Source organism: Burkholderia vietnamiensis LMG 10929 (genome assembly GCF_000959445.1).
Lineage (GTDB): Bacteria > Pseudomonadota > Gammaproteobacteria > Burkholderiales > Burkholderiaceae > Burkholderia > Burkholderia vietnamiensis.
The window spans coordinates 1,662,211-1,688,422 of sequence record NZ_CP009631.1 but is presented as its reverse complement, the minus strand read 5'-3'; the positions used below and the strand labels follow the sequence as shown (position 1 = coordinate 1,688,422).

The window sequence follows — 26,212 nt, the reverse complement described above, 5'->3', positions numbered from 1 at the left end:
CGAAGTGTCGGCTCGCCTCGCGCGGGGCCGGTGCGTTACTCTTACGCCTTGATCAGAATCCGTAGAGGAACGAGGCTCATGTCCCACCTGTCCGCCGCCCGCGCACGCACCGGCCTGCTTCGCCCGTTGCGCGCGCCGCTCTGCGCGTTGACGCTTGCCACGCTTCTCGCCGCCTGTGCGATGCCGACCCACCCCGATTCCGCCGCCCCCGCGCCCGACCCGTACAATCCGGCCGCCGTCCAGCTGCTCGACGACACGAGCTGGGAGCTCACGAGCTGGGTCGCCGCCGACGGCACGCCGCGCACGATTCCGCACGGCGACAACGGCGAGCCGATCCGGCTCGCGCTGTCGACCGAGTCGGGCGTGCGGCGCGCGAGCGGCTTTTCGGGCTGCAACCGCTATATGGGCACCTATGCGGTCAAGAACGGACTGCTCAGCTTCGGGCCGCTCGCCGGCACGCGCATGGCGTGTCCGAACGCGCTGGGCGGCCAGCTCGAGCACGCGTACCTCGATGCGCTCGCCCACGTGCAGAAGACCGGCGTGCAGATGCGCGAGCCGCAGCAATTGCAGATCGTGACCGAAGCCGGCGAGACGCTCACCTTCACGCGCCGGGGCAGCTGATGCGGCGCGCGAGCGCGGGCCGGCCATGCGCCGCCGCGCCGCGCGGCCTCGAATCCATGCGTCGCGCAGCCTGAACCGGCCTCGCCGTCTTCATGCTGCGCCGGCGCGCTGTCAGTCTCGTCAATCTCGTTCGTCGGCCGGTTAAACTCGGCGGATCGCGCACCGCGCCCCGCCCTTCTTCCTGTTTCATCAAAGCATGCACACGGTAGTCTTCGGCTGGTTCGGCATCTCCGCCGTCTGGTTCCTCCTTCTCTTCTGGCGTCTCGTTCAGGCGATGCTGCCCGGCGGCGGCGGCCTCGCCGGCCGCGGCTCGATTCGCCTCTGGATCGGCTTCGCGGCGGTGTTCGTCGCGAGCTGCGCGCTGACGAGCCCGTTGTCCGGCCCGGACACCAACGCGCTCGGCCATGCGTTCTCCGCCGGCTTCGCCCACGTGCTCGGCCCGATCGGCACGCCGGTCGCGATGGTCGTGCTGTTGCTCGCCGGCTTGCCGTGGCTGACCGGCATCCGCTGGCGCCAGTTCGCCGCGTGGGTCGACACGTCGTTCGGCGTGAAGCTCGCGCGCGACGTCGCGGACGACGACGTGCGCAGCGTCGCCGACCTGCCGCGCGGCGCGCTGCATCGCGACGACGACATCGTGCAGCCGACGACCGCCCATACGGTCAATTCGATGGCCCCGCGCCAGAACGGGCGGTATTCGCGCCCGACGTTGTGGAAGCCCGATCCGCAGGCCCGGCCGAAACCGCGCAACAAGGCCGCGGCGCGCCCGCTAGCGGAGCCGGTCGCGCCGTCGGGATGGCTGAAGCCGACGCCGGCCAAGCGCATGCCGGTGCCGCCGGTCCCGGCTACGCCGAGCGCGATGCCGCCGCCGACGACCGGCAGCACCGCCAGCCTCGCGCGCGCCGCCGCGAACGCGCAGGGGCCGCGCCCGAATCCGGCGCCGCTGCCGGCCGGGTTCCAGCCGGTTCGACCGCAACCGACCGCCGCGCGGCCGGCAGCCGCTGCAGCCGCGACGGCAGCCGTGGCGGCGTCGAAGCAGCCGAGCGCGCCGCGCGCCACGGTCGCGCCGCGCCCGGTTGGTGCGACGCCGCCGCGCACGGCCGCACGTCCGGCGACGGGAACCGCCGCCGGCCCGGCTGCTGACCCGGCACGGCGCCGCCCCGCGCCGCCGACGCCCGCCCGCGCACCGCTTTACGCGTGGGTGCAGCAGCCCGCAGAACCGATCACGCCGGCGCCGAGCGTTCACGACACGCTGCGCTCGATCGAAGCCAGCACCGCGCAGTGGGCGGCGCTGGATGGGGTGCGGCCGGGGAATGCGGCGGGTACGGCAGCAGCGGCTGGCAGTTCGGGGAGCGAGGCGACAGTCGCGGCGGTTGGTGCGGTTGGTGTGGCAGGCGGCGTGGTTGCGTCCGAGTCGGCCTCCGTTCCCGCGTCGGGCGCGCTCGCTTCGGATGGGCATCCGGTCGCCCCGCACGACGTCGGACGGGCGGATGCGCTCGCAACCGCATCTGCGTCCACATCGGCTCCCGCTGCTCCCGCTGCTTCCGCCGACAGCGAACCGATCGTGCTGGATGCGTTCATGCCATTAGGCTCGGGCGCGCACGCTCCCATCGTGGACATCAGCTCCTGGCTCGTCGATCAGCCAGCGCAGGACGCGCCGAAAGCGCCCGGCGTCGAAACGCACGCGCACGCAGACCGTCCGGGCAGCGAACGCGAACATGCCGTCGACGGCTCCGCCGCGCCGGAGTCCCATGCACCGATCGACGTTGCGCCCTGGGAAGACGTCGTCGACACGCCCAGTTCCGCATTGGATACGTCGCAGTCGCAACCGATTTCGGCACGCCAGGTGCAGGAAGGGATGGCGACTCGCGATGTCGACGGAGCGGGTTCGATCGCCGGTACGCCGTCGGCGAATGCGTCGGGTCGTGACGTCGACCGCGCGGGCGCTGGCAGCAGCGACGGGTCCGTCGCGCAACCAGCGGTTAGCGCCGATATCGCCCGATTCGTCGACGCGAACGACGGTATGGCAGGGACGCCCGAACCCGCGAAACAAATTGCGCACGGAGCGCTGAACGCATCTATGCCGGCTTCGCCGACTGCGGACGCGTCGGCGTCGCCTGCGGCGGCTGCGTCGTTGCAAGCGCCCGTCGCGCCGGGTCTGTCCGCATCTTTTGCAACGCCCGCGGCACCTGCGGCGTCGGCGTCGCCTGCAGCGGCAGCGTCGTCGCAAGCGCCCATCGCGCCGAGCCCGTCAGCGTCGCTGGAATCGGCCGCGGCGATGGCCGCATCGGCATCGCCTGCATCGGCAGTGTCCTCGGAAGCGCCCGTCGCGCCGAGTCTGCCCGCATCGTTTGCAACGCCCGCGTCGCCGATACCGTCCGCAGCATCCCCGGCACGCGCCAGCATGCCCGGAAGCCCGTACGAACCCGGCAGCCACACGCCCAACACCGCATCGACCGTCTCGACTGCCCCGCCCGCCACGGCAACGACTAGCGACACCGCCGCTTCCGCGGCGCGCGCGTTCGCATCGCCGATCGCACCGGCGACGCCTGCCCGCGCACCTTCGACCGATGCGTCGGCGCAGTCCGCGATGCGCGCCGCCGAGCCGATGTCGGCCGTTGCGACCGCATCGCTCCCCGCCGCCCTCGGCTCGACGGTCTTGCATCCGACGGCAAACGTTCCCGTGACGCAGACGGCCGCATCGTTCTCGATGTCGACGGAGCGCGCAGCCACCGGCGCGTCGCCTGCATCGGCCACGGAGTCGGCATCCCACGCGAGCCGCACGCCAGACGCGCCGGCGGTCGATACACCGGCCGAGTCCGCCACGCAGACACATGCAACGCAAGCGCCAACCGCCAGCATCGCGCCGGCTCCGTCTGCGGGCGCACTTGCTGCCGTCGGTACGGCCACGCCCACGTTCGGGTCGACCGCTGCATTTGGCGGCACGTCGACGGCGAGCGGTACGCCCGCGTCAATGACATCTATGACGCCGACCGCAGCGATTGCGCCATTCGCGGCACCGCCGTCCTCGACTCAGGCAGCAGCACCCACGTCATCCTTCACCGCTCCCCACGCGCCGCTCGACGCTGCGGCTCCGGATCGCGTGATCGCACCCACAACGACGCCGCAGGCTCATTCGTACACCGGCACGCCGGCGCCCGCTACTTCGTCGCCGACCGACCCGATGCCCGCAGCAACGATCGCGACATCGACGGCCGCGCCCGTCGGCACCGCACTGCCGACACTCACCGCTGCATCGCTCCCCGGCGCCATGCTGGCCGGCACCGCGCCCGCGGCGACGGCCGCCGCCGAGCCTGCCGCTGCTACGGCAATGGCAGCAGTGCCCACACCGGCCACCGTCACCTTCGCCCAAGCCGTAGCACCGACCGACGCACCCGCATCGTCCGCCGCAAACGCCGCCCCCGCGGAACCGGCCACGCCACCCGACGCCGAAGCGGAAGCCGCGACCACCCCAACCCGCCCGCCGCGTCCGAACGCGTTCGAATTCCACGCGCCCGCGTCCTTCAACGTCGAGCTGCCGACGCTCGACCTGCTCGAGCCGGCATCGGACGACATCGAGCCCATCTCGGAAGAACACCTCGCGCAGACCGGTCAGGTGATCGAGCAGCGCCTGCAGGAGTTCAAGGTGCCGGTGACGGTCGTCGGCGCGTCGGCGGGCCCGGTGATCACGCGCTTCGAGATCGAACCCGCGCTCGGCGTGCGCGGCAGCCAGATCGTCGGCCTGATGAAGGACCTGTCGCGCGGGCTCGGCCTCACGTCGATCCGCGTCGTCGAGACGATTCCCGGCAAGACCTGCATGGGCCTCGAGCTGCCGAACGCGAAGCGCCAGATGATCCGCCTGTCGGAGATTCTCGAATCGCGTCAGTACCAGCATTCGACGTCGCAGCTGACGATCGCGATGGGCAAGGACATCACCGGCCATCCGGTCGTCACCGATCTGGCTAAGGCGCCGCACATGCTGGTCGCCGGCACGACCGGCTCGGGCAAGTCGGTCGCGATCAACGCGATGATCCTGTCGCTGCTGTACAAGGCGACGCCGGAGGAAGTGCGGCTCATCATGATCGATCCGAAGATGCTCGAGCTGTCGGTCTATGAGGGCATCCCGCACCTGCTCGCGCCCGTCGTCACCGACATGAAGCTCGCGGCGAACGCGCTGAACTGGTGCGTCGGCGAAATGGAGAAGCGCTACCGGCTGATGTCGGCCGTCGGCGTGCGCAATCTCGCGGGCTTCAACCAGAAGATCCGCGACGCCGAGGCCAAGGAAAAGAAGATCGGCAACCCGTTCTCGCTGACGCCCGACGATCCGGAACCGCTGTCGACGCTGCCGCTGATCGTCGTCGTGATCGACGAGCTGGCCGACCTGATGATGGTCGCCGGCAAGAAGATCGAGGAGCTGATCGCCCGGCTCGCGCAGAAGGCGCGCGCGGCCGGCATCCATCTGATCCTCGCGACCCAGCGCCCGTCCGTCGACGTGATCACCGGCCTCATCAAGGCGAACATTCCGACGCGCGTCGCGTTTCAGGTGTCGTCGAAGATCGACTCGCGCACGATCCTCGACCAGATGGGCGCCGAATCGCTGCTCGGCCAGGGCGACATGCTGTTCCTGCCGCCGGGCACCGGCTACCCGCAGCGCGTGCACGGCGCGTTCGTCGCCGACGAGGAAGTGCACCGCATCGTCGAATACCTGAAGCAGTTCGGCGAGCCGCAGTACGAGGAAGGCATCCTCGACGGTCCCGCGGCCGACGGCGCGACGCAGGACCTGTTCGGCGATGCGCCCGACGCGGAAGCCGATCCGCTCTACGACGAAGCCGTCGCGTTCGTCGTGCGCACGCGGCGCGCGTCGATCTCGTCGGTGCAGCGCCAGCTGCGCATCGGCTACAACCGCGCCGCGCGTCTCGTCGAACAGATGGAAGCAGCCGGGCTCGTGTCGCCGATGGGCATCAACGGCAGCCGCGAGGTGCTCGTGCCGGCCGCCGCCGACTGAGCGAAACGGGGCGAAGAACGGGGCGAAGCCGAGCGCACCGGCGGGCCGCGGCCCGCACCGCGACGCCAGTCCACAAACGCAAAAGGGCGCTGCCGACCTGATCGGCAGCGCCCTTTTTACATCGCCTGCGCGTTATTGCTCGACCGGCACCAGCTTGAAGTCGACCGGGCTGCCGACCGCGACCTTCTGCGGATTCGGCCCGAGCTGCCCGCTCTCGACATCGCGGCTGAACACGTAGAACGTGTCGCTGTCCTGGTTGCCGACGATCAGCCACTTGCCGCTCGGATCGATCAGGAATTCGCGCGGCGTCTTGCCGAGGCTCGACTGGCGGCCGACCGTCTTGAGCCGGCCGTCGGCCTGGTTCACCGCGTAGATCACGATGTCGTTGGCGTCGCCGCGATTGCTCGCGTAGACGAAGCGGCCGTCCGGCGACACGTGGATCGCGCCGCCGCCCACCTTGCCCTTGAAGCCTGGCGCGCTCATCGGCAGCGTTTGGACCGGCGTGAGCTTGCCGTCGTGATAGCCGAACACCTCGACCGACGCGTTCAGCTCGCTCGTCACGTACGCGAACCGGCCGTCCGCGCCGAACACCATGTGGCGCGGCCCCGAGCCCGGCTTCACCGGCGTGTAGCGCGTGTCGGTCGGACTGATCAGCCCGCGGCTGCCGTCGACCGTGTAGCGGTAGCCGTAGATCTTGTCGGCGCCGAGGTCCTGCACGAACAGATAACGCCCATCGGGCGAGAACACCGTCGAATGCACGTGCGCGCCGTCCTGCCGCCCCTTCACGGGGCCGGTGCCTTCGTGGTGCACGGTCAACACGGCCGTGCCGACCGCGCCGCCGTCGCGCACCGGGAATACGGCGAAGCTGCCGCCCGGATCGGCCGCGACCGAGTAGTTGGCAGTCACGACGTACTTGCCGTCCGGCGAGAGCGCCAGATAGCACGGGTCGTTCCCTTCCGACGACACGCGATCGATGAAGGTGAGCGTGCCGGTCTTCGGATCGAAGCCGAACGCGCTGATGCCGCCGCGCTGCGTGGCCGGCCCGTTGTCGCCGGGCAGCTCGTTGACCGCATACACGGTGCGGCCGTCGCGGCTCGGCAACAGATACGACGGATTCACCGTCTTGGCCGACGACACGGGCGCGACGCTGCCCGTCTTCGTATCGAAGCGGTACACGTAGATGCCTTCGCTGCCGTGACCCGTATAGGTGCCGACGAGCAGGTTGTAGACGCCGTCGGCGGCGGCCGGCGCCTGCTGCGCGAACGCGTGGGTCGCGGACAGCGACAGCACGAGTGCGAAACCTTTCATCCAGTGAGCGAGCCTAAGCGGGGACCCTCGTGTCGCAGCGCGTGCGTCATGCTCGCGTAAACGGTTGGGCATTCAATCCTCCTTGCATCGAGTCGCTTCAAGTGTTGAGATAGGACGAAACGCCTGCCGTTCACGCGCTCCGCCGCCCGGCCGAGTATACGGGGCGCGGCGCCCGAACGCGAAGCGCGAGCGCCGCTGCCTGCATTGTGAACTCGAATATCCAAGGACCGCTTGCCCATGCCCGCCCTGATCGAAGACTACGCCCTCGTCGGCGACGGCCACACCGCTGCCCTGATTTCACGAGACGGCTCCGTCGACTGGCTGTGCTGGCCCCGCTTCGATTCGGGCGCCTGCTTCGCGGCGCTGGTCGGCACGCCCGAGCATGGCCGCTGGCTGCTCGCGCCGGCCGCCGACGCCGCGATCACGCACACGACACGCCGCTATCGCGGCGACACGCTGATCCTCGAAACCGACTACGAAAGCGCGGACGGCGCCGTCACCGTGGTCGACTTCATGCCGCCCGGCAACGGCTGGTCGGAGCTGGTACGGATCGTCATCGGCCGGCACGGCACGATGAAGATGCGCATGGAGCTCGTGTTGCGCTTCGACTACGGCTTCTCGATTCCGTGGGTCACGCAGCTGTCCCGCGAGAACGGCATGAAAGCAATCGCCGGTCCCGATACGGTCGTGCTGCGCACGCCCGTGCCGCTCACCGGCCGCAACCTGCATACGCTCGCGGAATTCACGGTCAGCGCCGACGAGCGCATCCCGTTCTCGCTCGGCTATGCGGCGTCGCATCTGCGGCTGCCGCCCGCACGCGACCCGCTGTCGATGCTCGCCCGCACCGAGAATTACTGGCTCGAATGGTCGGGCCGCTGCCAGGTGCAGGGCCGCTATGCGGCCGCCGTGCGCCGCTCGCTGCTCACGCTGAAGGCGCTCGCCTACGAGCCGACCGGCGGCATCGTCGCCGCGCCGACCACGTCGCTGCCCGAGAAGATCGGCGGCAACCGCAACTGGGACTACCGCTATTGCTGGCTGCGCGACGCGACGATCACGCTGCTCGCGCTGATGCGCGGCGGCTACTACGACGAGGCGCGTGCGTGGCGCTCCTGGCTCGGCCGCGTGATGGCCGGCTCGCCCGAACAGATCCAGATCATGTACGGGATCGCCGGCGAGCGCCGGCTCCCCGAAATGGAGCTCGACTGGCTGCCCGGCTATCAGAATTCGAAGCCGGTGCGGGTCGGCAACGGTGCCGCGAACCAGCTGCAGCTCGACGTGTTCGGCGAGGTGATGGCCGCGCTGCATTTGGCGCGCGTGGGCGGCCTGCAGGCCGACGACACCGTCTGGTCCGTGCAGTGCGCGCTGCTCGACCACCTCGAGAAAATCTGGCAGGAGCCCGACGAAGGCATCTGGGAAACGCGCGGCGGCCGCCGCCATTTCACATTCTCGAAGGTGATGGCGTGGGTCGCGTTCGATCGCGCGATCAAGTCGGCCGAAATGTTCCGTCTGCCCGGCTCGCTCGACCGCTGGCGCGCACTGCGCGACCGCATCCACGCCGACGTCTGCGACAACGCGTGGCATGAAGGCAAACAGGCGTTTGCGCAGAGCTACGGCAGCGACGAGCTCGACGCGAGCGTGCTGCTGATGCCGCTCATGGGCTTCCTGCCGCCGGAAGATCCGCGCATCGTCGGCACGGTCGAGGCGATCGAACGGGAATTGCTGCACGACGGACTCGTGATGCGCTACCGCACGACCGAATACGACGACGGGCTGCCGCCCGGCGAAGGCACGTTTCTGGCATGCAGTTTCTGGCTGGTCGACAACTACGCGCTGCTCGGCCGGATCGACGATGCGCACCGGCTGTTCAGCCGGCTGCTGGCGCTGTCGAACGACCTCGGCCTGCTCGCCGAGGAATACGACCCCGTCGACGGCCGGCTCGTCGGCAACTTCCCGCAGGCGTTCTCGCACGTGGCGCTGGTGCACACCGCGATGAACCTGATGCACCACGAAGATGCGATGGCGCGCGCGGCCGGCCAGCCCGCGCCGGCCGTGGCGACCGGGCGCTGAAGGGGATGCTGGCGGGCGCCGACGGGCCGGGCGGCGGCTTGTTCAGAGATCGTCAATTCACAAAAATTTGATGAAAAATCAGGGAAATGTTGCATTGCGGCACGAAGGGTTGTCCGATATGATCGATTCGATTGTCCGGCCGCAGCGCAACATGGCCGGGCGCTGATCCACACGGCACGCCGCGACGCTCACGCCGCCCCTGCGCACCGTCCCCCACGCGGGAGTAGTCTGCATGCTTTATCAACTGCACGAATTCCAGCGGGCCATGCTGAGCCCGCTCACGGCCTGGGCCCAGGCCGCATCGAAATCCTTTGCGAACCCGTCGAGCCCGTTCTCGCTGATGCCCGGCGCGCCGCGGATGGCGGCCGCGTACGAGTTGCTGTACCGGCTCGGCAAGGATTACGAGAAGCCCGAATTCAACATTCACCAGATCGTCAAGGACGGCCACAACATCCCGATCGTCGAGCAGACGATCATCGAGAAGCCGTTCTGCAGGCTGCTGCGCTTCAAGCGCTATGCGGACGACGCCGACGCCGTCACGCAGCTGAAGGACGAACCGGTCGTGCTGGTCTGCGCGCCGCTGTCGGGCCACCACTCCACGCTGCTGCGCGACACCGTGCGCACGCTGCTGCAGGATCACAAGGTGTACATCACCGACTGGATCGACGCGCGGATGGTGCCGGTCGAGGTCGGCCCGTTCCATCTGCACGATTACATCGCGTACATCCAGGAGTTCATCCGCCACATCGGCGCGCGCAACGTGCACGTGATCTCCGTGTGCCAGCCGACGGTGCCGGTGCTCGCGGCGATCTCGCTGATGGCGAGCCGCGGCGAGGACACGCCGCTCACGATGACGATGATGGGCGGCCCGATCGACGCGCGCCGCAGCCCGACGTCGGTGAACTCGCTGGCGACGCAGCATTCGACCGCATGGTTCGAGAACAACGTGATCCACACGGTGCCCGCGAACTATCCGGGCGAAGGCCGCCACGTGTATCCGGGCTTCCTGCAGCATACGGGCTTCGTCGCGATGAACCCGGAACGTCACGCGCAATCGCACTGGGACTTCTATCAGAGCCTGCTGCGCGGCGACGAGGACGACGCCGAAGCGCACCGCCAGTTCTACGACGAGTACAACGCGGTGCTCGACATGGCTGCCGAGTATTACCTCGAGACGATCCGCGTCGTGTTCCAGGAATTCCGGCTCGCCGAAGGCACGTGGGACGTCGAAGGCGAGCGCGTGCGCCCGCAGGACATCAAGCACACGGCGCTGATGACGATCGAGGGCGAACTCGACGACATCTCGGGCAGCGGCCAGACCCACGTCGCGCACGAGCTGTGCATGGGCATTCCGCAGGACGACCGCCGCAGCCTGACCGCCGAGAAATGCGGCCATTACGGGATCTTCTCGGGCCGCCGCTGGCGCACGATCATCTATCCGCAGTTGCGCGACTTCATTCGCGAGCACGCTCCCGAGCCGAAACACGGCGCGACGAAGACGCCCGGCAACGCGCCGGTAGAATCGACCGCAGCAACCGGAACGACCGCAGCGCCGCTCGCCGCCGTGCCCGCCGACAAGCCCCAGCCCGAAACGGCGACGCGCACGACGGCCGCCGCCGCGAAACGCTCGCGCCCGAAGACACCGGCTGCGACCGTCGCCCCGGCCAAGACGGCAGCCGCGAAGGCCGCACCGGGCGCGAAGCGGGCGGCCGGCACGCGCGCCAAGTCGGTTCGCGCGCGCAAGGCCGCCTGACGCGCGACGCGCGCCGACGCAAAAACGCCGCCGATGCTTCATGCACGGCGGCGTTTTTCTTTACACGGGTCGAGCGCAGCGACGCGGCCCGCGAGCACCGCATCAGCGGCGCAGCAAATAGGCGAGCAGCACTTCGGTGTTCATCCTGACCATCTCGGCGCGCTCGTCGGTGTCGCTGAAATCGCGGCCGAGCGTCGCCGCTAGCGTGAAGCGGTTCGACACGATGTAGTAGCCGAGCCCCGACAGCGTCACGTAAAAGCGCAGCGGATCGACGTCGTTGCGGAACAGCCCGGCCTTCTGGCCGCGCGTCAGCACGTTGCCGAGCGTCGCGACGATCGGCGACATCATCTCGCGGATGCGCGTCGACTTGTGCAGGTAGCGCGCTTCGTGCAGGTTTTCGTTGTTGATGAGGCGCAGCAGTTCCGGATGGTCGCGGTAGTAATCCCACACGAAATGCGCGAGCCGCGTGACGGCTTCCACCGGTGCGACGCCATCGAGATCGAGCACGCGCTCGGCGTCCGTGAGCGCGGAGAACGCGTGTTCGAGCACAGCGGTGAACAGCTGCTCCTTGCTGCCGAAGTAGTAATAGAGCATGCGCTCGTTGGTCTCGGCGCGACGCGCGATCTGGTCGACGCGCGCGCCGAACAGCCCTCCAGTCGCGAACTCTTCGGCCGCCGCCATCAGGATGCGACGGCGTGTACCTTCAGGATCTCTTTTGATTTTTGGCTGATTCATGGTGGCGTTTTGCTATGTGAGCCGCGTGATCCGGACCGGCACCCCCACCGCCTCGGTGCCGGCGCAACCTGGAACGGTCGCACCGCGGGCGGCCGCCCTCCTGCTGAGCCCCTGCAAAAAAGCGGTTCGATTATGCGCACAGAGCGCGTCCAGCGCAATGCGGGAAATCGGCGATAATTAAGGTTTGGCAAACCTTTCCGGCCGCGCCGCACGCGGCCGAAAGCCATTCGGCGCTGCCGCGCCCGTTGTCACCGTGACCGATTCCAAGACCCTCGCGGATCGCCTCGAAGATCTGCTCCCCCAGACGCAATGCACGAAGTGCGGCTATGACGGCTGCCGCCCATACGCGGAAGCGATCGCCGCCGGCAACGCGAACTACAACCAGTGCCCGCCGGGCGGCGCCGAAGGCATCGCGCGCCTGGCGAGCCTGCTCGGCAAGCCGGTGATTCCATTGAATCCGGTGAACGGCGCCGAGCATCCGCGCGCCATCGCATTCATCGACGAAAGCCTGTGCATCGGCTGCACGCTGTGCCTGCAGGCGTGCCCGGTCGACGCGATCATCGGCGCGCCGAAGCAGATGCACACGATCATCGAGCCGCTCTGCACCGGCTGCGACCTGTGCGTGGCGCCCTGCCCGGTCGACTGCATCGCGATGGTACCCGTGACCGGCGATCGCACGGGCTGGGACGCATGGTCGCAGGAGCAGGCTGATGCCGCGCGCGCGCGGCACGATCGCCGGCTCGCCCGCCAGCGCCGCGAACGCGAAGCCGCCGAAGCACGTGCGGCGGCCCGGCGCGCGGCGAGCGCCGGCGCAGCGAAGGCGGCGCCCGCCGAAGCAGCGCCGGGCGCGGCGGCCGAGGACGCCGACGCGAAGAAACGCGCGATCATCGCCGCCGCGCTCGAACGCGCACGCCAGAAGAAGGAAGCGCTGGCCGAGCAAGGCGCGGCGCCGAAGAACACCGAACACGTCAGCGCGGCCGTGCAGGCGCAGATCGATGCGGCGGAAGCCCGCCGCAAGCGGCTCGCCGAGCAGCACGCGCAGCGCGACGGCGAAGCGGCGGCGCCCGACGCACAACACGACGACCGGAACGGCGCGTCCGCGCCGCCCGACAAGAACCGTCCATGAACGCCACGAAACGACGCGCGATCTACGAAACGCTGCAAAGCCTGAATCCGCATCCGACCACCGAGCTTGAATACACGACGCCGTTCGAGCTGCTGATCGCCGTGATGCTGTCCGCGCAGGCGACCGACGTGTCGGTCAACAAGGCGATGCGCAAGATGTTCCCGGTTGCGAACACCCCGCGACAAATCGTCGCGCTTGGCGAGGAAGGCGTGGCCGACTACATCAAGACGATCGGCCTGTACCGCACCAAGGCGAAGAACGTGGTCGCCACCTGCCATATCCTGCTCGAGCGCTACGGCGGCGAAGTGCCGGCCGATCGCGAGGCGCTCGAGAGCCTGCCGGGCGTCGGCCGCAAAACCGCCAACGTCGTGCTGAACACCGCGTTCGGCCAGCCGACGATCGCGGTCGACACGCACATCTTCCGCGTCGCGAATCGCACGGGCCTGGCGCCCGGCAAGGACGTGCGGGCCGTCGAAGCCGCGCTCGAGAAATTCACGCCGAAGGAATTCCTGCACGACGCGCATCACTGGCTGATCCTGCACGGACGCTATGTGTGCAAGGCGCGCCGGCCCGAATGCTGGCACTGCGCGATCGAGCCGCTGTGCGAGTTCCGGCCGAAGACGCCACCGCCTAGCGAGTGAACGTCGGCGGCCGGCAGATCGTACCGGCCGGCTGTGCATCACGGCATTGACGCGGTGCGGCACGCGTGTCGCGAGGGGCGCTGTCGGGCGCTGTCGGGCGCTGTCGGGCGCTGTCGGGCGCTGTCGGGCGCTGTCGGGCGCTGTCGGGCGCTGTCGTCCGCTGTCGTTGTCGTGCCGAGTTGTTCTGGGCCGTGCCGTGTTGCGCCGTGCCGTATCGCGACATCTCGCGCCATGCCATACCACGCCGCCCCCACCCGCACCACCGCCGCCCTTCCGCCCCCCGCTACGCGTTGGACGTCGCCGTCGTATCGTCGACCGCCGCGCCGCCCGCACGCACGAGCGCCAGCACGGCCGCGAGAATCGCGATGCCGCCCGCCCACTGCAGCGGCGACAACGCCTCGCCGAACAGCAGCGCCGCGAGCGCGACCGTCACGACCGGTTCGAGCGTCGACAGCATCGACGTGCGCGCGGCGCCGAGCCGCTCGAGGCCGGCGAAGAACGCCAGCATCGCGGCGACCGTCGAGACCAGCGCTATCGCCAGCATCGACGCCCAGCCGCCGGCCGTCGCAGGCCAGCGCGGCGGCGCGCCGAACGCCGCCGTTCGCACGACAGCGATCGCGACGAGCGTCGCGGTGGCCGACAGGCAGATGATCGCGGTGGTCGCGAGCGGATCGACGCCGCGCGTCGCCTTCGTGCCGCCGACGATGTACAGCGAATAGATCACCGCGGCCGCCAGCGCGAGCCCAATGCCGAGCGGCTCGCCGTGCCCGCCGCCGACCATCAGCGCCGAGCCGGCCACGCACAGCACGAGCGCGACGGCCTTCGCGCGCGTCAGGCGCTCGCCCAGCCACCATGCTGCGAGCAGCGTGACGAAGGCCGGATACAGATAGAGCAGCAACGCGACGAGGCTCGCCTGTGCATGCTGAAGCGCGCTGAAATAGCAGAACGACTGCCCGACGTAGCCGAGCGCGCCCATCGCGACGAGCGGCGCGAGCCTGCGCCCGCGCGGCCACGCGACGCGCCGCCGCCGCGCGATCGCCGCGAGGATCGCGCCGCCGATCGCGAACCGCACGATCAGCAGGCCGAGCACGTCGACGCCGGCCGCATACGCATAGCGGCCGAAAATCGCCATCGCGCCGAACGCGGCGGCGGACAACGCGACATAGAGCGCGCCTCGCAGCGCGGCGGACGATGAACGGGCGGTGGCGGACATGATGGAGCGCAGCGAGCGCGACGACGGCGATCGACGGAGTCTAGCCGTCCGGCGTCCGCAAGCCTAGCCCTCGCTCATCCGTTGCGAGGCGCGCGGCCAACGCGGCCTGCGCACCCAATCGCGGCCGCCCGCCGCATCCCGCAACGCGCGTTCCGCTCGCGCCCAGCCGCCCGCCAGCACCGCCCGCCGACCCGGCGTACAATGCGCGACGCGGCATCAGGCCGTCCGAATCACGACGTTTCCCCGATCATGTTCAATCCGAGTCGCGACGAAGTCCGTCGCTTTTTCACCGAAACCTGGCGCAAGCAGCGCGCAGGCGAGATCCTGACGCCGCTGGAAGCGATGGCCGCCGACTGGATCGTCGAACACCCCGAATACCACGACGAGCTCGCGGACGCCGACGGCGCCGCCGCGCGCAACTACACGCCCGAGGAAGGTCGCACGAACCCGTTCCTGCACCTGTCGATGCACCTCGCGATCAGCGAGCAGCTATCGATCGACCAGCCGCCCGGCATCCGCGCCGCGCACGACAAGCTGGCCGCGAAGCTCGACTCGACGCACGAAGCGCAGCACACGATCATGGAATGTCTCGGCGAGACGATCTGGGAAGCGCAGCGCACCGGCACGCCGCCGGACACCGACGCCTATCTGCAACGCATCCTGCGCCGCGCGTCGCGCGACTGACCGCGGGCCGCGGCGCGATCGCCGGCCGCCGCCGCGCGGACAAAAAAATACCCCGCCGCGGCGGGGTATTTCGCTGCACGGGCCGCTCGGCCCGGCACACTTACTTCTTGAAGACGAGATCGGTTTCTTTCAGCGACTCGATGTAGGCGGCGATGTCCTTCATGTCGCTCACCGACAGGTTCTGCACCTGCGCCTGCATGATCGCGTTGTTGCGGCCGAGCAGTGGGTTCGTCAGCCCCATCTGGTACTGGCGCATCGCCCACACGAGGTAGTCGGCGTGCTGGCCCGCGAGGCGCGGATATTCGGCGTTGATCGGCTTGTTCAGTTGCGCGCCATGGCAGGCCGCGCAGTTGTGCGACTCGACCAGTTCCTTGCCCTTCGTCGTGTCCGCCGCATGCGCGGTACCGATCGCGAGGCCGGCCGCCAGTGCCACCGCCGCCGTCTTGAATGCGTTGTTCATGAATGCTCCTGTCCCGCCGGTCTGATCGGCGGCGCGCGCTTTACTTGTAGGGATTGTCCTTCGTGTCGGCCTTCTGGGCGGCATAGTAGGCCGCCAGATCCGCGATGTCCTGATCCGTCAGCGAACCGGCGATCGCATTCATCGACGGGAAGTGACGATCCTTCTTGCGGTAGGCCTTCAGCGCGTTCTCGAGATATTGCTGGTTCTGGCCGCCGAGGACGGGCACCCGGTAGACCTCCGGGTACGCCGCGCGGTAATCCTGGATGCCGTGGCAACCGATGCACATGGCGGCCTTGCTCGCCCCGTCCTTCGGGTTGCCGACCACACCGGCCGCCTGCGCGCTGCCCGCGAGCGCCACGAGCGCCGCGACAACGACGTGTTTGCCGACGAATTTGTTCATAGCTCTTGTAACCTAGCTTGAGGGGAAACTGGCGCCGAAGCGGCAACGGCCCGCGCCGTTTTGCTTATCGGTCGCCACGCAGGCCAAAAAAAACGGCCAGATTGTACCGCGTCGGCGGGGAATGCGTCCACACGGCGCCCGCGCCCGGCCCGCCGCAGCCCCGGCAACGATACGCGGGAGCGCGCCAACCGGACAGCCCTTCTGACTTATACTGGGTTTTTTTGAGACCAGAAAAGAGCGCCGCCATGCGTTTCAAAGGATCCTCGCACTACGTCGCCGCCGACGACCTGAAGCTCGCGGTCAACGCCGCACTGACGCTGCAGCGCCCGCTGCTGATCAAGGGCGAACCCGGCACCGGCAAGACGATGCTCGCCGAGGAAGTGGCCGCCGCGCTCGACATGCCGCTGCTGCAGTGGCACATCAAGTCGACCACCAAAGCGCAGCAGGGCCTGTACGAATACGACGCCGTCTCGCGCCTGCGCGACTCGCAGCTCGGCGACGAACGCGTGAAGGACATCGCGAACTACATCGTGAAAGGCGTGCTGTGGCAGGCGTTCGACGCCGAGCGCCCGAGCGTGCTGCTGATCGACGAGATCGACAAGGCCGACATCGAATTCCCGAACGACCTGCTGCGCGAGCTCGACCGCATGGAGTTCCACGTGTACGAGACGCGCGAGACGGTGCGCGCGAAGCATCGCCCGCTCGTGATCATCACGTCGAACAACGAGAAGGAATTGCCCGACGCGTTCCTGCGCCGCTGCTTCTTCCACTACATCCAGTTTCCCGATGCGTCGACGATGCAGAAGATCGTCGCGGTCCACTTCCCGAACATCCGCGAGGAGCTGCTGCAGGCCGCGCTGCAGAGTTTCTTCGAATTGCGCAGCGTGTCGGGCCTCAAGAAGAAGCCGTCGACGTCCGAGCTGCTCGACTGGCTGAAGCTGCTGCTCGCCGAGAACATCCCCGCCGACGCGCTGCGCGGCGCCGACGCGAAGCAGATCGTCCCGCCGCTCGCCGGCGCGCTGCTGAAGAACGAGCAGGATCTGAGCCTGCTCGAGCGGCTCGTCTACATGAACCGGCACAACCGGTAACCCACGCGCGAAGGCCCGGCCATGCTGCTCAATTTCTTCTACGCGCTGCGCGCAGCCAAGCTGCCCGTCTCGGTGAAGGAATACCTGACGCTGCTCGAAGCGCTGAAGGCCGGCCTGATCTCGCCGTCGATCGACGCGTTCTACTTCCTCGCGCGGATGACGCTCGTGAAGGACGAGCAGTACTTCGACAAGTTCGACCAGGCGTTCGGCGCGTATTTCCACGGCGTGTCCGCGCTGCCGTCCGACGCGTTCGACATTCCGCTCGACTGGCTCGAGAAGCGCCTCGAGCGCGAGCTGTCGCCGGACGAGAAGGCGCAGATCGAAGCGATGGGCGGGCTCGACAAGCTGATGGCGCGCCTGAAGGCGCTGCTCGACGAGCAGAAGGAGCGCCACGAAGGCGGCAACAAGTGGATCGGCACCGGCGGCACCTCGCCGTTCGGCCACGGCGGCTACAACCCCGAAGGGATCCGCATCGGCGGCCCGTCGAACGGCAACCGCACCGCGGTCAAGGTGTGGGAGGCGCGCGCGTATCGCGACTACGACGACTCGGTCGAGATCGGCACGCGCAACATCAAGGTCGCGCTGCGGCGCCTGCGCCGCTTCGCGCGCGAAGGCGCGGCCGAGGAGCTCGACCTGCCCGGCACGATCCGCAGCACGGCCGCGAACGCCGGCTGGCTCGATCTGCGGATGGTGCCCGAGCGCCACAACAACGTGAAGGTGCTGATGCTGCTCGACGTCGGCGGCTCGATGGACGACCACATCAAGCGCACCGAAGAACTGTTCTCGGCCGCGAAGGCCGAGTTCAAGCACCTCGAGTTCTACTATTTCCACAACTGCGTGTACGACCACCTGTGGAAGAACAATCACCGGCGCCAGTCGGAGCGCACCGCGACGTGGGACGTGCTGCACAAGTTCACGCCCGACTACAAGCTGATCTTCGTCGGCGACGCGACGATGAGCCCGTACGAAGTGCTGCAGCCAGGCGGCTCGGTCGAATACAACAACCCGGAGGCCGGCGCCGTGTGGCTGCGCCGCTTCGCCGACCAGTTCCCCCACCATGCATGGCTGAACCCGGAGCCCGAGCGGCTATGGGAATACCGGCAGTCGATCGCGATCATTCGCGACGTGCTCGGCCAGCGCATGTATCCGCTCACGCTCGCGGGCCTCGAAACCGCGATGCGCACGCTCAGCAAATAACGAACCCACCCAGCAGACCCGCAGGCCGCACGCGCGGCCTCCCCCTCGGAGATAGCATGAACCCCTCGCCCACCGCGAGCGCCGGCCGCGCCGGCGGCCGCCGCTTTTTCGCCGATACGTCGGTGTCGGCGCTCGTCGCCGGCTTCGTCGCGATGATGACCGGCTACACGAGCTCGCTCGTGCTGATGTTCCAGGGCGGCCGCGCCGCGCACCTCACCGATGCGCAAATCTCGTCGTGGATCTGGGCGCTGTCGATCGGCATGGCGCTCACGACCATCGGGCTGTCGCTGCGGTTTCGCGCGCCGGTCGTCGTCGCGTGGTCGACGCCGGGCGCCGCGCTGCTGATCGCGTCGCTGCCCGGCGTGCCGTATCCCGAAGCGATCGGCGCGTTCGTCGTCTGCGCGCTGCTGCTGACGGCCGTCGGCGTGAGCGGGCTGTTCGATACGCTGATGAAGCGCATTCCGGCCGGCATCGCGGCCGCGTTGCTCGCCGGCATCCTGTTCGAGATCGGCATCGAGATCTTCCGCGCGGCCCAGTTCCAGACCGCCCTCGTGCTCGCGATGTTCTTCACCTACCTGATCGTCAAGCGCGCCGCGCCGCGCTACGCGATCGTCACGACGCTGATCGTCGGCACCGCGGTGGCCGGCGGCCTCGGCCTGCTCAACTTCAGCCGCTTCCACATCGCGCTCGCGCAGCCGGTGTTCACGATGCCGGCGTTCTCGATCGCGTCGATCGTCAGCATCGGCATTCCCCTGTTCGTCGTTGCGATGGCGTCGCAGAACGTGCCGGGCATCGCGGTGCTGCGCGCGGACGGCTATGCGACGCCGTCGTCGCCGCTGATCGCGACGACCGGGCTCGCCTCGCTGCTGCTCGCGCCGTTCGGCTCGCACGGCGTGAACCTCGCGGCGATCACGGCCGCGATCTGCACCGGCCCCGAAGCGCACGAGGATCACGCGAAGCGTTACACGGCCGCCGTCTGGTGCGGCACCTTCTATCTGATCGCCGGCGTGTTCGGCGCGACGATCGCCGCGCTGTTCGCGGCGCTGCCGAAGGCGCTGGTCGTGTCGGTCGCAGCGCTCGCGCTGTTCGGCTCGATCATGAGCGGGCTCGCGAATGCGATGCAGGACGTGAAGCAGCGCGAAGCAGCGCTCGTCACGTTCATGGTCACGGCGTCGGGCCTCACGCTGCTGTCGATCGGATCGGCGTTCTGGGGGCTCGTGGCCGGGATCGTCACGCAAGTGATCCTGAACGCGCGACGCCCCGCATAACCGCGCGCACGGCGCCGCCTCGTGCCGGCCGAGCGGCGCGCCATCACGTGCGCGACGCGAATCGGGCCTAGAATAGTGGATCGCAGGCGGCGCCCCGCGCCGTCTCGCTTCGCTGCCGCGCTCGCGCGGCCCGTGAGAACCCAGGCGCCTTGCGCCCTCCTCCCGAATCGCCATGACTACCGCACTCGACCAGCTGAAGCAGTACACGACCGTCGTCGCCGACACGGGCGATTTCCAGCAGCTCGCGCAATACAAGCCGCAGGACGCGACCACGAACCCGTCGCTGATCCTGAAGGCCGTCCAGAAGGACGCGTACAAGCCGATTCTCGAGAAAACCGTCCGCGATCACCGCAACGAAAGCACCGATTTCATCATCGATCGCCTGCTGATCGCATTCGGCACCGAGATCCTGAAGCTGATCCCGGGCCGCGTGTCGACCGAAGTCGACGCGCGCCTGTCGTTCGACACGCAGCGCTCGATCGACAAGGGCCGCGAGCTCATCACGCTGTACGAAGCAGCCGGCATCGGCCGCGAACGCATCCTGATCAAGCTCGCCTCGACCTGGGAAGGCATCCGCGCGGCGCAGGTGCTGCAGCAGGAAGGGATCAAGTGCAACATGACCCTGCTTTTCTCGCTGGTGCAGGCCGCCGCGTGCGCCGAAGCGGGCGCGCAGCTGATTTCGCCGTTCGTCGGCCGCATCTACGACTGGTACAAGAAGCAGGCCGGCGCCGACTGGGACGAAGCGAAGGACGGCGGCGCGAACGATCCGGGCGTGCAGTCCGTGCGCCGCATCTACACCTACTACAAGACGTTCGGATACCACACCGAGGTGATGGGCGCGAGCTTCCGCACGACGAGCCAGATCATCGAGCTGGCCGGCTGCGATCTGCTGACCATCAGCCCCGACCTGCTGCAGAAGCTGCAGGACAGCAACGATCCGGTCGAGCGCAAGCTGTCGCCCGACGCGCTGCACGACAAGCCGACCGAACGCGTCGCGATCGACGAAGCGTCGTTCCGCTTCCAGCTGAACGACGACGCGATGGCGACGGAAAAACTTGCCGAAGGCATCCGCGTATTCGCCGCCGATGCGGTCAAGCTCGAGAAACTGATCGCCGCGCTGCGCTGAGCCTGGCGGCGCGCGAGCGCGGCGGGCAAGCTTGCCGCCGCACTGGCAGCAGCCGTCACCATGCGTGCCCGACGGCCGCGAACTGCATGTTCGCGGCCGTTTTTATTTTTCGTTCGATCTCCGGGCCCGCGCACTACAATCCACGTCACGAGTGCGCCGGCCGCATCCCGGCGCGCCGTTTCGGTCAATCGTCGCAGCACCCGGCGCGGCGCCGACATGCCGCTCCGGTCAACAGGAGACAACGATGCAGGTCCAACCGTATCTGACGTTCTATGGCCGTGCGGAAGAAGCCCTTCAGTTCTACGAACGGGCGCTTGGCGCGAAGACGATGTTCAAGATGCACTTCAAGGATGCGCCGCCGAACCCCGATTTCCCGATGTCGCCGGAGATGGCCGACAAGGTGATGCATGCCAGTTTCACGATCGGCGACTCGATGATCATGTGCTCGGACGGCGACTGCAGCCAGCCGGGCGGCGGCGCGCACGCCGGCTATTCGCTGTCGCTGAACCCGGCGACGGTCGAAGACGGCCAGAAGCTGTTCGACGCGCTCGCCGACGGCGGCGAAGTGACGATGCCGTTCGGCAAGACGTTCTGGGCGCTCGGCTTCGGGATGGCGAAGGATCGCTTCGGCGTGCACTGGATGGTCAACGTCGAGGACCTGTCGCAGCGCGACGACCTCGCGAAGCACGCGCAAGCCTGACGCAAATGACAACGCCCGCCGCTGCGCAGCGGCGGGCGTCCTTCCTGCGGCGCGGCCGGCTTCAGCCCTCGATCACGTCGAGATAGTCTTCGGGCCGCGTGCGATCCTCCGCATGCGCGACGCCCATCGCGCGCACCAGCACGCTCACCACCACCGACACGACCAGGTTCACGATCAGCGACCACACCGCCGCATAGCCGGGAATCGCGAGACCGAACAGGTGGATCGTGAAGATCGAGCTCGCCAGCTTCAGCGAGATCGCCATCCACGTCCCGCACACGATGCCTGCCGCCCAGCCGGCCAGCAGCCCGCGATGGTCGAGCACGCGCGTGTACAGGCCGAGCACGATCGCCGGCAGCGTCTGGATGATCCAGATCCCGCCGAGCAGCTGCAGCTGGATCGCATACGTGAGCGGCAGCCCAAGGATGAACGCGACCGCGCCGACCTTCACGATCAGCGACACCAGCTTCGCGACGTGCGTCTCCTGGTGGTGCGTCATGTTGCGGTTCACGAACTCGCGGTGGATGTTGCGCGTGTAGAGGTTCGCGGCCGCGATCGACATGATCGCCGCCGGCACCAGCGCGCCGATGCCGATCGCCGCGAACGCGACGCCGACGAACCACGACGGGAAGTAGTTGAGGAACAGCGCGGGCACCGCGAAGTTCGGGCCGAACGCCTTGAAGTACGGCGCGTATTGCGGCATGTCCTTCACGCCGGAGGCGAGCGCCATGTAGCCGAGCAGCGCGAGCAGGCCGAGCACGAACGAATACGCGGGCAGCATCGCCATGTTGCGGCGAATCGTGTTGCCCGACGACGACGACAGGATCGCCGTGACCGAATGCGGATACAGGAACAACGCGAGCGCGGAGCCGATCGCGAGCGTCGCGTAGGCGCTGTAGCCGTTCAGGCTCGTCGCGTCCGGCGCCTTGAGCAGCAGCTTGGCCGGCGGCACCGTCGCGAAGATGTGCCCGAAGCCGCCGAGCTTGGCCGGGATCACGATGATCGCCGCGGCGATCGTGATGTAGATCAGGATGTCCTTCACGATCGCGATCATCGCCGGTGCGCGCAGCCCCGACGTGTAGGTGTACGCGGCGAGGATCGCGAACGCGATGATCAGCGGCAGGTCGCCGACGAAGCCGGTCGTGTCGAAGCCGAGCGCGCCGATCACCACTTCGATGCCGACCAGCTGCAGCGCGATGTACGGCATGGTCGCGACGATGCCCGTCACCGCGATCGCGAGCGCGAGCATCCGGCTGCCGTAGCGGGCGTGGACGAAATCGGCCGCGGTCACGTAGCCGTGACGCTTCGCGATGCTCCACAGCTTCGGAAACACGACGAACGCGAACGGATAGATCAGGATCGTGTACGGCAACGCGAAGAAGCCCATCGCGCCGGCGCCGAACACGAGCGCGGGCACCGCGACGAACGTGTAGGCCGTATAGAGGTCGCCGCCGAGCAGGAACCACGTGACGATCGTGCCAAAGCGGCGGCCGCCGAGGCCCCATTCGTCGAGATGGGCGAGATCGCCGCGCCGCCAGTTCGCGGCGAGAAAGCCGAGGATGGTGACGCCGATGAACAGCAGGACGAAGACGAAGGTGGCGCCGAGGTTCATTGCGCACCTCCCTGCGAGCCGCCGGCCTTCCATGCGTGCTTGGTCTTCCGGTACACGAACGCGGTGATCACCGCGCTAATGAACACCCACAGCAGCTGGTACCAGTAGAAGAACGGAAACCCGAACCATTGCGGTTCGATCTTGCTGTACGACGGCACCCAGACCATCGCGATCAGCGGCAGCACCAGCAGCCAGAGCCAGCGCTTCGCGGCCCGATTGGCGTCGGCATCGTGAGCCATGACGTCTCCTCATCATTCCCGGTTATCGATCTTGTTGAGCGGGTACGGCGGCGAGAGGAGCGGCAAAACGGGTAAGCTGCGGCTCCCCTGGCTTCGCGCAAGTATAGGAGCCGCGGCTGCGTGGTCAAGCGGGGGCGAACCCGAGGTGATCCGCCCCCGCACGCGCGGTTGCACCGGCATGCGGCCGGTGCCTCAGCGTCAGATCGCGAACGAGGCGTCGCGTGCGCCGGTCGTTTCTTTCAAGGCTTTCACCCAGCTGCGGGCGGGCAGCTTGAGCGTGTCTTCGATCAGCTTCGCGCGTGCTTCGAGCTGCGCGAACGACACGTCGAGCGCGGGGCCGGAGAACGCGATCGCGATCCGGTTGCCGTCGTGCACTTCCGGCAGCGCGATCACGCGATGATCGAACGCCGCGTTCAGGTGCTTCATGTTGCGCACGAAGCTCGGATGATCGCCGAACAGGTTGATCGTCGCGATGCCCGCGTCGGCGAGGCAACCGCGCACCGCGCGGTAGAACGCGACGCTGTCGAGCACCGGGCCGCGGGCGGTCGCGTCGTACAGGTCGATCTGCAGCGCGCCCGTCGTGCCGCGGTTGGCCGGATCGTTGACGAAGTCCCACGCGTCGGCCTCGTGCACGACCAGGCGCGCGTCGTCCGGCGGCAGCGCGAACATCGTGCGCGCCGCGACGATCACGGCCGGGTTCAGCTCGACGGCCTCGACCTTCGCGTGCGGCAGGAAGCGATGCGCGAACTTGGTCAGCGCGCCGGTGCCCAGGCCGAGCTGAACGATGCGCGCGGGCGTTTCGAGGAACAGCAGCCATGCCATCATCTGCTGCGCGTATTCGAGTTCGATCGCGAACGGCTTCGACAGGCGCATCGCGCCCTGCACCCATTCGGTCCCGAAATGCAGGAAGCGCACGCCGCGCTCCTCCGAAAACGTGACGGGCGCGAAGCGCGGCTTGCGCGGCGCTTCGAGAACGGGCACGTCGTCGTGCTCGCCGATTTCCGGGCGGCGCTTCAGGCGCGGCGGCTGCAGTTTTTCGGAGCCGTTGTACGCGGACGCTGTGCGCTGCTTGAATGCGCGCGCCTCGGCGGACGCGCGCTTGATGAGTCGGGTCATGTTGAATCTCGTTGGATGACGCTGGATAAGCGGACGAGAGGATAGCATTGGTGCCGATACGGAGGCCGCCGGCCAGGATGCGGTCAGGTCACGCAGCCATTCGGCCGAGTTGCGCGCGATCCCGGCGTACGCGACAATGCATTGCAATTGCGATGCAATGAGGGCCATGATGAAAACCGCCACTTTCCCGTCCGTTCGCGTCGAGCCGGAACTGCGGGACGCAGCAGAAAGCGTTCTTCAAGATGGCGAAACGCTGTCGAGTTTCGTCGAGCAATCGATCCGCGAAGGCATCGAACGCCGTCGCCTCCAGAGCGAATTCATCGCGCGCGGTATCGCGTCGCGCGACGAGGCTCGTCGTACCGGGGAATATGTGTCGTCGTCCGAGGTACTGGAACGACTGGGCCGGCAGCTCGACACGCTGCGTGCCAGGACACGACAGGCGCGATGACGTATATGGTTCGCTTCACACCGGCGGCATCCCGTGATCTGAGCGAGCTCTATACGTTCATCGTCGAGCGCGACGATGCGGATGTCGAACTGGCCGAGCGTGCGCTGGCAGCTATCGCTTCGGGTATCGCAACATTGGAATCGTCGCCGTTCACGTGCCGCAAGGCTCATCCGTCGATGCCGTTTCTGCGGGAATTGCTCATCCCGTTCGGCGCATCGGGCTACGTCGCCCTGTTCGAGATCGACGACAGCCGGACGGTGACGGTCGTTGCCGTGCGTCACCAGCGAGAAAGCGACTACCACTGACGTTCGCCAGCCGCCCAAGCCCGTTCAGCCGACGATGCGCCGCCACTGCACCAGCTTCTGCTCGAACGACAGCATCGCATACGCCGGGCTCGACGACGGCAGCACGAGCGTCTCGTAGCCGGCCTCGCCGATCACGTCGGCAAACCGCCCGGCCGTCTTCCCGTTGAAGCACACCTTCCTCAACAACGGCGCATGCGCGCGCAGCGACGCGAAGTCGTTCGGCTTCGCATTGCGGATTGCCGAATCGAGACTGCCTTGCCGATGGCACGCATCGAGGACGTCCCAGATGCCGACGCCGTGCGACAGCACGCGCTCGAGCCGCGCGTCGTAGGCGAGTTCGTGGAGCCCCGGCTCGCCGAGCACCGCGCCGAGCAGGCGCCAGAACTGATTGCGCGGATGCGCGTAATACTGCGCGGCGTCGAGCGACGCCTCGCCGGGAAAGCTGCCGAGGATCATCGTGTGCGTGTCGCGCGCGACGACCGGCGGAAAGCCTTGCAGCATCACGCGTCTGCCCGCGGCCCGAGCGAGCGCGGGCCGTCGCCGTGCGCGGCGAGATGGCGCCACAACGCCGGCAGCATGCATTCCGTGACCATCAGCGGCTCGCCGTGCCGCTGGAATACCGAGCGCCGCGCGGCGAACGCATGCGGTGCGCGCTCGCGCTGCAGCGCATGGCTCGCGAGCGCATACAGCGGATGGCCGGCGATCACGCGCCGGCTCACGAGCGCCGAGCGCGCGACCTGCGGGTCGCTGTACAGCAATTCTGCGAGCGGGCGCGTGCGCAGCCGCCGCATCGCCTGCCATACGCCCTTGCTGGCCGCGAGCGGCGCGATGCTGTGCGCGGCGACGTACGGCACGCCGTCCACCGACAGGATCACCTCGCGCACCCACATCGGCGCGCGCGGCGCGCGTCCGACCGCGGCAGGCTCGTCGAACCACGGGCAATCGACGGCCTCGCGCGTCACGCGCACGCTCACGCTGCCGAGCCGCGCGAGATGCGCGGTCAGCGAACCGCCGCGCGTGAGCCAGTCGCGCTGCTCGAGCGTGCAGCCGGGCCGGGGCGTTGCGCGCCAGCCCGAGCGTGCGCCGTCGAATCGCATGCGCGA

At 68.3% G+C, this 26,212-nt stretch carries 24 protein-coding genes; 14 read left to right on the top strand and 10 right to left on the bottom strand.

All coding sequences use genetic code 11. The annotated features are described in order from the left end of the window. Positions 1–78: 78 nt before the first annotated feature. Positions 79–621, top strand: a complete 543-nt coding sequence (locus AK36_RS17685) for an META domain-containing protein (protein WP_045578905.1) — start codon at positions 79–81, stop codon at positions 619–621. A 196-nt stretch (positions 622–817) separates the two neighbouring features. Next, positions 818–5,623 carry a DNA translocase FtsK gene (locus AK36_RS34330; RefSeq protein ID WP_045578904.1) on the top strand — a complete coding sequence of 1,602 codons (4,806 nt, stop codon included), beginning with the start codon at positions 818–820 and terminating at the stop codon, positions 5,621–5,623. A 132-nt stretch (positions 5,624–5,755) separates the two neighbouring features. Here the strand turns inward: AK36_RS34330 and AK36_RS17675 are convergent, their stop codons facing one another. Further along, positions 5,756–7,003, bottom strand: a complete 1,248-nt coding sequence (locus AK36_RS17675) for a lactonase family protein (protein ID WP_080938684.1) — start codon at positions 7,001–7,003, stop codon at positions 5,756–5,758. A gap of 165 nt (positions 7,004–7,168) precedes the next feature. Between AK36_RS17675 and AK36_RS17670 the strand changes: the two genes are divergently transcribed. Then, a complete protein-coding gene (locus tag AK36_RS17670; RefSeq protein WP_011885608.1) occupies positions 7,169–8,998 on the top strand; it encodes a glycoside hydrolase family 15 protein in 1,830 nt (609 codons plus the stop codon). Positions 8,999–9,230: 232 nt separating this feature from the next. Then, positions 9,231–10,751, top strand: coding sequence for a polyhydroxyalkanoate depolymerase (locus AK36_RS17665; protein ID WP_045578903.1), 1,521 nt, complete (start codon positions 9,231–9,233; stop codon positions 10,749–10,751). 102 nt (positions 10,752–10,853) lie between these two features. Here AK36_RS17665 and AK36_RS17660 read toward each other — a convergent pair whose 3' ends face one another. Further along, on the bottom strand, positions 10,854–11,486 hold the full coding sequence (locus tag AK36_RS17660) for a TetR/AcrR family transcriptional regulator (protein ID WP_011885610.1): 633 nt from the start codon (positions 11,484–11,486) through the stop codon (positions 10,854–10,856). A 184-nt stretch (positions 11,487–11,670) separates the two neighbouring features. Here AK36_RS17660 and rsxB point away from each other — a divergent pair, with 184 nt between their 5' ends. Then, positions 11,671–12,612 carry an electron transport complex subunit RsxB gene (gene rsxB, locus AK36_RS17655; protein WP_330992348.1) on the top strand — a complete coding sequence of 314 codons (942 nt, stop codon included), beginning with the start codon at positions 11,671–11,673 and terminating at the stop codon, positions 12,610–12,612. Further along, positions 12,609–13,253, top strand: coding sequence for an endonuclease III (gene nth / locus AK36_RS17650; RefSeq protein WP_014723413.1), 645 nt, complete (start codon positions 12,609–12,611; stop codon positions 13,251–13,253). The genes rsxB and nth overlap by 4 nt, the downstream gene beginning before the upstream one ends. A 283-nt stretch (positions 13,254–13,536) precedes the next feature. Here the strand turns inward: nth and AK36_RS17645 are convergent, their stop codons facing one another. Further along, positions 13,537–14,466, bottom strand: coding sequence for a DMT family transporter (locus AK36_RS17645; protein WP_045578902.1), 930 nt, complete (start codon positions 14,464–14,466; stop codon positions 13,537–13,539). Positions 14,467–14,601: 135 nt separating this feature from the next. Here AK36_RS17645 and AK36_RS17640 point away from each other — a divergent pair, with 135 nt between their 5' ends. After that, positions 14,602–15,150, top strand: coding sequence for a DUF1841 family protein (locus tag AK36_RS17640; RefSeq protein ID WP_404841951.1), 549 nt, complete (start codon positions 14,602–14,604; stop codon positions 15,148–15,150). Between the two features lie 100 nt (positions 15,151–15,250). Here AK36_RS17640 and AK36_RS17635 read toward each other — a convergent pair whose 3' ends face one another. Then, the gene (locus AK36_RS17635; protein ID WP_011885615.1) at positions 15,251–15,610 is read right to left on the bottom strand and encodes a c-type cytochrome; all 360 of its coding nucleotides are present in this window, start codon (positions 15,608–15,610) and stop codon (positions 15,251–15,253) included. 40 nt (positions 15,611–15,650) lie between these two features. Beyond that, a complete protein-coding gene (locus AK36_RS17630; protein ID WP_011885616.1) occupies positions 15,651–16,010 on the bottom strand; it encodes a c-type cytochrome in 360 nt (119 codons plus the stop codon). Positions 16,011–16,255: 245 nt separating this feature from the next. On the opposite strand from AK36_RS17630, the gene AK36_RS17625 reads away from it, so the two are divergent. From AK36_RS17625 to AK36_RS17605, 5 genes are all read left to right on the top strand, one after another. Next, positions 16,256–17,098 carry an AAA family ATPase gene (locus AK36_RS17625; RefSeq protein WP_045578901.1) on the top strand — a complete coding sequence of 281 codons (843 nt, stop codon included), beginning with the start codon at positions 16,256–16,258 and terminating at the stop codon, positions 17,096–17,098. Positions 17,099–17,119: 21 nt separating this feature from the next. Next, on the top strand, positions 17,120–18,295 hold the full coding sequence (locus AK36_RS17620; RefSeq protein ID WP_045578900.1) for a vWA domain-containing protein: 1,176 nt from the start codon (positions 17,120–17,122) through the stop codon (positions 18,293–18,295). Between the two features lie 56 nt (positions 18,296–18,351). Beyond that, positions 18,352–19,563 carry a benzoate/H(+) symporter BenE family transporter gene (locus AK36_RS17615; RefSeq protein WP_045578899.1) on the top strand — a complete coding sequence of 404 codons (1,212 nt, stop codon included), beginning with the start codon at positions 18,352–18,354 and terminating at the stop codon, positions 19,561–19,563. 172 nt (positions 19,564–19,735) lie between these two features. After that, entirely contained in the window at positions 19,736–20,689 is a 954-nt protein-coding gene (gene tal / locus AK36_RS17610; RefSeq protein WP_045578898.1) for a transaldolase, read from the top strand. Positions 20,690–20,933: 244 nt separating this feature from the next. Then, the gene (locus AK36_RS17605; RefSeq protein ID WP_011885621.1) at positions 20,934–21,389 is read left to right on the top strand and encodes a VOC family protein; all 456 of its coding nucleotides are present in this window, start codon (positions 20,934–20,936) and stop codon (positions 21,387–21,389) included. A gap of 61 nt (positions 21,390–21,450) precedes the next feature. Here the strand turns inward: AK36_RS17605 and mctP are convergent, their stop codons facing one another. From mctP to AK36_RS17590, 3 genes are all read right to left on the bottom strand, one after another. Further along, positions 21,451–23,001, bottom strand: a complete 1,551-nt coding sequence (mctP, locus tag AK36_RS17600; protein ID WP_011885622.1) for a monocarboxylate uptake permease MctP — start codon at positions 22,999–23,001, stop codon at positions 21,451–21,453. Next, positions 22,998–23,240, bottom strand: coding sequence for a DUF3311 domain-containing protein (locus tag AK36_RS17595; RefSeq protein ID WP_011885623.1), 243 nt, complete (start codon positions 23,238–23,240; stop codon positions 22,998–23,000). The genes mctP and AK36_RS17595 overlap by 4 nt, the downstream gene beginning before the upstream one ends. A 198-nt stretch (positions 23,241–23,438) precedes the next feature. Beyond that, on the bottom strand, positions 23,439–24,356 hold the full coding sequence (locus tag AK36_RS17590) for a class I SAM-dependent methyltransferase (protein ID WP_034194027.1): 918 nt from the start codon (positions 24,354–24,356) through the stop codon (positions 23,439–23,441). Between the two features lie 169 nt (positions 24,357–24,525). Here AK36_RS17590 and AK36_RS17585 point away from each other — a divergent pair, with 169 nt between their 5' ends. Then, positions 24,526–24,804, top strand: a complete 279-nt coding sequence (locus tag AK36_RS17585; protein ID WP_011885625.1) for a YlcI/YnfO family protein — start codon at positions 24,526–24,528, stop codon at positions 24,802–24,804. 5 nt (positions 24,805–24,809) lie between these two features. Next, on the top strand, positions 24,810–25,109 hold the full coding sequence (locus tag AK36_RS17580) for a type II toxin-antitoxin system RelE/ParE family toxin (protein ID WP_404842068.1): 300 nt from the start codon (positions 24,810–24,812) through the stop codon (positions 25,107–25,109). Positions 25,110–25,133: 24 nt separating this feature from the next. On the opposite strand, the gene AK36_RS17575 is transcribed toward AK36_RS17580, so the two are convergent. After that, the gene (locus AK36_RS17575; protein WP_011885627.1) at positions 25,134–25,610 is read right to left on the bottom strand and encodes a DNA-deoxyinosine glycosylase; all 477 of its coding nucleotides are present in this window, start codon (positions 25,608–25,610) and stop codon (positions 25,134–25,136) included. Continuing rightward, on the bottom strand, positions 25,610–26,206 hold the full coding sequence (locus tag AK36_RS17570; RefSeq protein ID WP_011885628.1) for a chorismate--pyruvate lyase family protein: 597 nt from the start codon (positions 26,204–26,206) through the stop codon (positions 25,610–25,612). The genes AK36_RS17575 and AK36_RS17570 overlap by 1 nt, the downstream gene beginning before the upstream one ends. Between the last annotated feature and the right edge of the window lie 6 nt (positions 26,207–26,212).